Annotated in this window: 3 protein-coding genes; all 3 read right to left on the reverse strand. The window is 38.1% G+C overall.

Features of this window, described 5'->3' with window-relative positions; genetic code table 11:
• Positions 1-12: 12 nt before the first annotated feature.
• Genes yidD through rpmH form a run of 3 tightly spaced genes read right to left on the reverse strand, consistent with a single transcriptional unit; the run spans position 13 to position 859 of the window.
• Entirely contained in the window at positions 13-270 is a 258-nt protein-coding gene (gene yidD, locus A3763_RS27060) for a membrane protein insertion efficiency factor YidD (RefSeq protein ID WP_369823127.1), read from the reverse strand.
• Positions 271-319: 49 nt separating this feature from the next.
• On the reverse strand, positions 320-721 hold the full coding sequence (gene rnpA, locus A3763_RS16275; RefSeq protein WP_068507316.1) for a ribonuclease P protein component: 402 nt from the start codon (positions 719-721) through the stop codon (positions 320-322).
• Between the two features lie 3 nt (positions 722-724).
• A complete protein-coding gene (gene rpmH, locus A3763_RS27065) occupies positions 725-859 on the reverse strand; it encodes a 50S ribosomal protein L34 (RefSeq protein WP_082865166.1) in 135 nt (44 codons plus the stop codon).
• Between the last annotated feature and the right edge of the window lie 88 nt (positions 860-947).

The raw sequence follows: 947 nt of genomic DNA on the forward strand, positions 1-947 counted from the left end.
ATAAAGATAGAGTTATAAAGGTTTTGATTGTTTATCTGAGGAGGATTTTGTCTTCTTTTCCGGTACAGGGTCGTGTCCACCTTCACAACCCGGATGGCATCTTAACACACGATGTACTGCAAGAAAGCTTCCTTTAAATATACCGTGAATTTTTACAGCTTCGAGGGCATATTCAGAGCATGTTGGATAATATCGACAAGAAGGGCCGAGTATAGGACTAATACAGAGTTGATAAGCGCGAATTAGACCAATGATAACTTTTCTCATCATGGTTCTCAGCAAAATTATGTCCTTACTAACACTTTTCAGCAGTCAGTAGTTACGAAGTCCGAGCTGACTTAGTCTTCTTATCAGACTTATTTTGAGATGTTTTACGAACTAACTTACGCCACAGATAGTCTAGTTCTTGAGTGCATTCTTTGCTGCTAGATAAATCAGCACCTTTCTTTGCAAGAACAATAATATCAAGGTTTGGAAGCGAACTACGCTTAGTCCGAAACGATTCTCGTAATAAGCGTTTAATTCGGTTCCGTTGTACAGCGAGTTTTACGTTCTTTTTAGCAACGATTATTCCGAGTCTGCTATCTGAGTTATTCAGGCTTCTAGTCAACATCAAATAATGTTTACTGGAAACTCGTATATCAACAGACTCAAAAACATCACTATAATCACTCGATTTTAGTAGCCGAGTTGATTTAGGAAACTTAAAACTGGAGTACAAGTTTTATGCACTTAGTTCTTTACGGCCTTTAGCACGACGTCGGTTCAAAATCTGACGACCACTTTTAGTTGCCATACGTGCTCTGAAGCCATGTGTACGCTTACGCTTAAGTACGCTAGGTTGGAATGTTCTTTTCATTTCCAGTACTCACAATAAATAGGGTGAAAAAAAATTGGAGCGAGATTGTAATTGTTTAGGCAAGATTATTCAATCCATATTCTCATTT

The sequence above is a fragment of the Oleiphilus sp. HI0128 genome (genome assembly GCF_001635365.1).

Coding starts and splice junctions, on each gene's coding strand:
- rpmH (WP_082865166.1), bottom strand. CDS start 859: ATGAAAAGAACATTCCAACCTAGCGTACTTAAGCGTAAGCGTACACAT.
- yidD (WP_369823127.1), bottom strand. CDS start 270: ATGATGAGAAAAGTTATCATTGGTCTAATTCGCGCTTATCAACTCTGT.